1 protein-coding gene is annotated in these 8523 nt (G+C 43.2%); it reads right to left on the bottom strand.

Annotated elements, in window-relative coordinates:
• Positions 1 to 8495, bottom strand: an 8495-nt coding sequence (locus CLW00_RS20575; RefSeq protein WP_211300241.1) for a choice-of-anchor Q domain-containing protein, incomplete at its 3' end; no start/stop codon positions are given.
• Positions 8496 to 8523: the final 28 nt, after the last annotated feature.

The following is an 8523-nucleotide window of genomic DNA, read 5'->3' as shown; positions in this document are numbered from 1 at the left end:
GAAGTTCCGTCAGGCAGATTACCACTTATGGCAAGGGACTTTTGAGTGTTATCAAATACAAAGCTTCCATCTTGGAAAGTGATTCCAGTGATGGTGGCAGGGCTGATGGTCAACTCAGCAGTCAATACCAATGTGTTATAATTGGCTCCTGTAATGGTAGCTGTCGCTTGCTGAGATCCTACATTTGTTCGGGTATTGTCGGCATAGGTGACCGAAGTTCCAACCGGAAGCGTACCTGAAATTTCAATGGTTTTTTCAGATTCATCAAATACAAAGGATCCATCTTCGAAAGTAATTCCTGTGATTGTGGCAGGGGTAACGGTCAACTCAGCAGTCAATACCAATGTGTTATAATTGGCTCCTGTAATGGTAGCTGTCGCTTGCTGAGATCCTACATTTGTTCGGGTATTGTCGGCATAGGTGACCGAAGTTCCATTCGGAAGCGTCCCCGAGATTTCAATGGTTATTTCAGATTCATCAAATACAAAGCTACCGTCTTCGAAAGTGATTCCAGTGATTGTGGCAGGGGTAATGGTCAAATCTGCTGTCAATACCAACGTATTATAATTGGCTCCGGAAATGGTAGCTGTTGCTTGCTGAGATCCTACATTTGTTCGGGTGTTGTCTTCATAGGCTACCGAAGTTCCATCAGGAAGCGTACCTGTGATTTCAATGGTTTTCTCCGTTTCATCAAATACAAAGGATCCGTCTTCGAAAGTGATTCCAGTGATGGTGGCAGGAGTGATGGTCAACTCAGCAGTCAACACCAGATCATTAAAGTTTGAACCGGTAATCCTGGCAGTCACCTGTTGGTTTCCGACATTCGTCCTTCCATTGTTTTCATAGTCCACTGTTGCCCCATCAGGGAGGGTACCAGCTATTTCAAGAGTTTTTTCGCTTCCGTCGAACACAAAACTGTCATCTTCAAAAGTGATTCCTGTGATTGTGGTAGGGGTGATGGTCAACTCAGCAGTCAACACCAGATCATTAAAGTTTGAACCTGTAATCCTTGCGGTTACCTGCTGGTTTCCGACATTCGTTCTTCCATTGTTTTCATAGTCCACCGTTGCCCCATCAGGGAGGGTACCAGCTATCTCAAGGGTTTTTTCGGTTCCGTCAAATACAAAACTGGCATCCTCGAAAGTAATTCCCGTGATGGTGGCAGGCGTGATTTCCAACTCTGCTGTCAACACCAGATCATTAAAGTTTGAACCGGTAATCCTTGCGGTTACCTGCTGGTTTCCGACATCTGTCCTTCCATTGTTTTCATAGTCCACAGAAACACCATCAGGGAGCGTGCCTGTGATTTCAAGGGTTTTTTCGGTTCCGTCGAACACAAAACTGTCATCTTCAAAGGTGATTCCTGTGATTGTGGCAGGGGTGATAGTCAACTCAGCAGTTAACACCAGATCATTAAAGTTTGAACCAGTAATCCTGGCAGTTACCTGCTGGTTTCCGACATTCGTCCTTCCGTTGTTTTCATAGTCCACAGAAGCACCATCAGGGAGGGTACCAGCTATCTCAAGGATTTTTTCGGTTCCGTCGAACACAAAACTGTCATCTTCAAAGGTGATTTCTGTGATTGCGGCAGGGGTGATGATCAACTCAGCAGTCAACACCAGATCATTAAAGTTTGAACTGGTAATCCTGGCAGTCACCTGTTGGTTTCCGACATCCGTCCTTCCATTGTTCTCATAGTCCACTGTTGCCCCATCAGGGAGGGTACCAGCTATTGCAAGGGTTTTTTCGGTTCCGTCGAACACAAAACTGTCATCTTCAAAGGTGATTCCTGTGATTGTGGCAGGGGTGATGGTCAACTCAGCAGTCAATACCAGATCATTAAAGTTTGAACCTGTAATCCTGGCAGTCACCTGTTGGTTTCCGACATTCGTCCTTCCGTTGTTTTCATAGTCCACAGAAGCACCATCAGGGAGGGTACCAGCTATTTCAAGGGTTTTTTCGGTTCCGTCGAACACAAAACTATCATCTTCAAAAGTGATTCCTGTGATTGTGGCAGGGGTGATGGTCAAATCTGCTGTCAACACCAGATCATTAAAGTTTGAACCGGTAATCCTGGCAGTTACCTGTTGGTTTCCGACATTCGTTCTTCCATTGTTTTCATAGTCCACCGTTGCCCCATCAGGGAGGGTACCAGCTATCTCAAGAGTTTTTTCGGTTCCGTCGAACACAAAACTGTCATCTTCAAAAGTGATTCCTGTGATTGTGGCAGGGGTGATGGTCAACTCAGCAGTTAATACCAGATCATTAAAGTTTGAACCGGTAATCCTTGCGGTTACCTGCTGGTTTCCGACAACTATCCTTCCGTTGTTTTCATAGTCCACTGTTGCCCCATCAGGGAGGGTTCCAGTGATTTCAAGGGTTTTTTCGGTTCCGTCAAATTCAAAGCTTCTGTTCTCGAAACTGATTCCTATAATGGTGGCTGGTGTGATTTCCAGCACGGCCGACAATTCCAAAGTGTTGAAGTTTGATCCACTGATGGTTGCTGTTGCATCCTGGGATCCTGCATTGGTTCTTGTATTGTTCTGATAGGACACAGAAGCTCCATCAGGGAGCGTGCCTGTGATTTCAAGGGTTTTTTCGGTTCCGTCAAATATAAAGCTTCTGTTCTCGAAACTGATTCCTATAATGGTGGCTGGTGTGATTTCCAGCACGGCCGACAATTCCAAAGTGTTGAAGTTTGATCCACTGATGGTTGCTGTTGCATCCTGGGATCCTGCATTTGTTCTTGTATTGTTCTGATAGGACACAGAAGCTCCATCAGGGAGCGTGCCTGTGATTTCAAGGGTTTTTTCGGTTCCGTCAAATACAGTGCTGACATTCTCGAAAGAAATTCCTGTGATTGTGGCAGGTGTGATAACACCTTCATTGCTGATAAATGTGTTTGGAGCAAGATAGTTAGCTGCATCTGTTCCAGAAATTATATATTGAACAGTTATCGTTTTTCCTGACCCTGCATTTGGATTGTCAAAAAACGCTGTGAAGTCTAACTGTAAAACATCTCCTTCTACTAGGTTCAAAATTTGACCAAGTTCTAAAATGACATCAGTTGTTCCGTCAAATTCCTTTGGAGAAATTATAGGAGCCGCGATTTCCAACTGGAGTCTGCCAACAGGAATGGATACAGTGACATTTGTTGCTTCATAAGTTTCATTTCCAGCAACTGAAACGGTGATTTCAATCAGGCCTTCTGTGGCTTGAAGCGCATTCAATCCTGATCCATTCGATGTGACAGAAACAAAGTCATTGTCATTTAAAGTATAAGTGACAGGTAAACCTGAAGTGGTTGAGATATCAAATTCTGCATTCATATCTCCGTATGTAAGGATAGGGGGAGAATTGAAAGTAATGGTTTGAGGTAATTGCTGGCGCTCAAAAGCCCCCATATCAATTCTTTCATTAATGATCCTGGAGTTACCACCCAGATCGATTGGTCCATCCGGACCTACTGGGAAGAGGGATATATCTGTATCAGGATTTCCGGTGTTGATGGCAGGGGAACCAGCTTTGAGTCTGTAATTTCCATTCTCAAAATCTTCAAACACATCATCTGTGTTTAATCCAACCGCACTGATGTTGCCATTGCTTTCGTTGTTCAAACCTTGGATCAAACTAAAAGAGATTACAGTACTTTCAGGGGTTTCAAGGTTATCATTCAGTAATCCGTCTCCACTAGTTCCAGCCGTATTGCCCAACAATACCATGTTTTGGATTTTCAGTGCTGAACCTTCATTGTATATTCCACCACCCAGTTGACCTGCTTCATTATCGGCAACGGTGACATTTGTATATTCCGAAATACAGAAGCCTGAAAATATTCCACCTGCTCGATTTTGGCTTTTGTTCTTGGAAATAAGCACATTGGTATAAGAGGTCTCTGAGAATATTTCGTAAATACCACCTCCATTAGCGATCGCAAAATTTTCAACAACAGACACATTCCGTATTTCCATTGGTGAATTTATATTGAATATACCTCCTCCAACCGGTCTGGGAATATTTCTGCCATTGATGAAAATATCACCGATTCCATTGGCATTGCCGCCCGTAATGGTAAATCCATCCAGACTTGCTACACCTACATTATCAGGTAAGATGACTACGTGATAGGTATTTTCATCATTGTTTGCGAAGTTGGGTCCGTCATTTTCCAGCAAGTCCCCGCTAAGAATACTGGTGTTTTCGGACAAGGTATATTCCCGCTCTTGCAGACTGGATTCTGTGCCTGCAAAGCCTCCAAATACCTGCACATCTTTGACCATCAAGAAGGCATTGTCCCTGCCTCCATCAGTGGATAAAAACCCATCCTGTGGGCTGAACATAGGTTTGTATGTGCCACCCGCTACCCAAATCTGAAGTGGTTCATCGGCAGACCATAAGTCATTGTTTTCATTTTCTTTTGCCCATCGCAGTGCCTCAGCAAGTTCTGGGATAGCATTTGCCCAAGAATTGCCTTCACCTGTGCCAGAACCATCTTTTTTGACATAAAGGATGTTGTTTTCATCAGGGTTGATTGGGAAAAGATATTCGTAAGCACCAATATCAATTACACCGTTGAGTACTCTTGAATTTCCATCCAAATCTACTGCTCCATCTGAACCTACGGGGAAAAGTGTCAGGTCTGTACCGGGATCCCCAGCATCTATAAGGGGCGACCCGATTTTCAAGGTAAAGTCAGCATTCTCAAAATCCTGAAATAAATCATCCGTCGTTAATCCTATGGAACTGATATTGCCATCTGTTTCAATAGCCGCCTCCTGAATCAGACTGTGTGAAAAAGTCAGGGTTGAACCTGTTTCAATAAAGATCCCAGGACTGTCATTTGCCTCATTTCCGAATAAAGCCACATTTCTAAGCGTAGTATTGGAATCGGAATTGTTATAAATTCCGCCCCCCTTTTGATTGGCTATGTTTTTGGCAATGGTTACATTGGTGAAAACTCCAGTTCCCATATTATTGTAAATTCCGGCTCCATTACTTGCCCTATTATCTGCCACGAGCACATTGGAGAAATTTGCCGAGGAACTGATTCCGTATATTCCACCTCCATCAGCGGAAGCAGTATTTTTAGTAAAGACAACATTTCTAACCTCTGGGGAAGAAAAAACCATGATCATACCGGCACCACGTGTTCTTACAATATTCCTTCCATTGACCAATTTGTTGTTTTCTCCATTAGAATTACCTCCGGTAACTGTAAAGCCATCTAAACTGCCTACACCTATATCACCTGCTGAAATCAGAACATGATAGGAATTATCCTCATAGTTTTCGAAACCAGTCCCATCATTACCCAATAAGTCTCCACTTAACGTACTGGTATTCTCTTTTAAGCCAAGGTCCCGATCTTCAAGAGTATCTTCTGTACCTGCAAAACCACCAAAGAGCTGAACATCTCTCACCATCACAAAGGAATTGTTACGGTCCCCTTCTGAATCAAATAATCCATCAGCTGCATTGAAAAGTGGTTTGTAAGTTCCTCCTGCTACCCAAATCTGCAGGGGTTCAACGGAAGACCACAAGTCATTTTCTCTATTTTCCCGAGCCCAATTCAATGCATCCGCCAATTCCGGAATGGCATTATCCCATGAACTTCCTTCAGCAGTTCCTCTTCCACCTTTTTGTACATACAGAATATTATTTTCATCCGGGGAAATTTGAGTAATAAATTCAAATACTCCCATATCGATCCTTCTTCCACTTACCCTGGGATTGCCACCCAGATCTATTGGTCCATCCGGACCAACTGGGAAAAGGGATATATCTGTATCAGGATTTCCGGTGTTGATGGCAGGGGAACCGGCTTTGAGTCTGTAATTTCCATTCTCAAAATCTTCAAACACATCATCTGTGCTTAATCCAACCGCACTGATGTTGCCATTGCTTTCGCTGTTCAAACCTTGGATCAAACTAAAAGAGATTACAGTACTTTCAGGAGTTTCAAGGTTATCATTCAGCAATCCGTCTCCACTGGTTCCGGCCGTATTGCCCAACAATACCATGTTTTGGATGTTCAGTGCTGAACCTTCATTGTATATTCCACCACCCAGTTGACCTGCTTCATTATCGGCAACGGTGACATTTGTATATTCCGAAATACAGAAGCCTGAAAATATTCCACCTGCTCGATTTTGGCTTTTGTTCTTGGAAATAAGCACATTGGTATAAGAGGTCTCTGAGAATATTTCGTAAATACCACCTCCATTAGCGATCGCAAAATTTCCAACAACAGACACATTCCGTATTTCCATTGGTGAATTTATATTGAATATGCCTCCTCCAACCGGCCTGGGTATATTTCTGCCATTGATGAAAATATCACCGATTCCATTGGCATTGCCGCCCGTAATGGTAAATCCATCCAGACTTGCTACTCCTACATTATCAGGTAAGATGACTACGTGATAGGTATTTTCATCATTGTTTGTGAAGTTGGGTCCGTCATTTTCCAGCAAGTCCCCGCTAAGAATACTGGTGTTTTCGGACAAGGTATATTCCCGCTCTTGCAGACTGGATTCTGTGCCTGCAAAGCCTCCAAATACCTGCACATCTTTGACCATCAAGAAGGCATTGTCCCTGCCTCCATCAGTGGATAAAAACCCATCCTGTGGGCTGAACATAGGTTTGTATGTACCACCCGCTACCCAAATCTGAAGAGGGGCACTGGCAGACCATAAGTCATTGTTTTCATTTTCTTTTGCCCATCGCAGTGCCTCAGCAAGTTCTGGGATGGCGTTTGCCCAAGAATTGCCTTCACCTGTGCCAGAACCATTTTTGTCAACATAAAGGATGTTGTTATCAGAAGGGTTAATGGAGATTACAGCCTCCACGATTAGGGTAAAAGTATCAGATACTGATCCACCATTACCATCGTCAGCAGTTACTTCTATATCAATTTGACCCACGTCTGCGTTTCCTGGCGTGCCGCTGAAAGTTCGGGTAATGGGATCAAAATTCAACCAAGTTGGTAAGGGGTCACCCCCAACCAATTGTGCAGAATAGGTTAAGACATCACCTGCATCAATATCCAAGAAAGTATTGATTGCAAACTGAAAGCTGAAGTCCGCATCTTGAACAGCATTCTGGTTGGGGATGGGGTTGGCCACTGTTGGAGGATTGTTAGGCCCTACTTCACACCACTCAAAATTATCTAGGTTCAAATACACAAAACTACCTCCTAAAGAAATCTCAAGTCTGTCAATTCTTTGGATTGTATTGTCTTGGCCTTGTTCTGTTGCAAAATCAATAAAGAAATAACCACCGTTATTGGAAAGATCAGTAGGGAATCCGGTTGATTTGGTTAAGGAGAATCTTTCTACTCCATCATTAAATCCTTTGACCGTGACTGTTCCATCGTTGGTAGGGTTTGTTCCGGAAGGGTTTGAAGACAGGTAGAGCGCCAACTGTTTCATGGTGATCAACTCATCGGAAGTGATGATATAGGGGCCTGCACCTGTGTTTGTCAGGTGTTTCTGCGATCCACCGATACCTGCAAAAGGTGTTTCCTGAGATACTTCCCAGTTTCCCAGTAATGAAAAACTCAAACCATTTCCTGTGAATATTTTTGATCCAATAGTCTCATCTTCAAAAGTTTCAATAAAGCATGGACTCACAAAATGAAACTGTCCTGATGTAAAGGCAGGTGTGCCAGTATTTCCATTTGCATTGCTGATATTGGTTCCTGATCTTAGGTCAAGTCGAAGACTTCCGTCCCCGGAGATGTCATTAACTGTGACCGAATATGTGGAACCAGATCCTGAAACTGAGGATACCGTACCGACCACCGTACCTGATGTGGTCAATTGGAAATCATCAGGACTGACATTCAAAGCGGTTTTGTTGAAATTGACAGAAAATACCACTGATGTAGCATTGGAAGCGGGTGCTCCTGTCAAAGAGATGGACGTAACTTCCGCAGGATCTGTATCTACAGGAGAGAAAGGTGGTCCGAAGGTAAAGTGATCCAGGTTAAAATTGATGTCTGCTGCTTGAATCCGAACTTCATCCACATCAAAAAAATCAGGATCGCCTGCATAATCTTTTAGTCCTGCAGTAGCTGAATTGAATTGGATAGCTTTAGCAGGACCAGTGGAACTTCCGTTTTTAAAGCCTTGAATCGTTCCTGAGGTACTGCTTCCAAAACCTCCATCTTGCAAAAAGATACTTCTAAATTGGAATGCTTCACTATCAGCTCTTCGGATAGTCCAACGTGTAATGCCTCCAAACGCGAAATTATTATCTGTTAGGGCCATGGATCCCTCAAAACCAGAATTTTGAATACTGATAATTTGAGCGGAACTTCCTGATGGTAAGTTTACTGAAAAAGTAAAGCCAGTGTTGGTGTAAGATTTACCCAATGCCAGATTGTTTGCTAACTCATCAAATGTGATTGTATTAATCTGAGCAGATGCCTTCTGGGGAAGGAGTGAAGCGAAAAAAGAGGTAAAGAATAGGAAAATTAGTAGAGTTCTTTTCATATGGGGCGATTTTAATTAAAAAGGATCG

This window comes from Mongoliibacter ruber, assembly GCF_003003005.1.
GTDB classification, from domain to species: Bacteria; Bacteroidota; Bacteroidia; order Cytophagales; family Cyclobacteriaceae; genus Mongoliibacter; species Mongoliibacter ruber.
The sequence above is the reverse complement of the archived record's forward strand: the minus strand, read 5'-3'. Positions and strand labels throughout refer to the sequence as shown.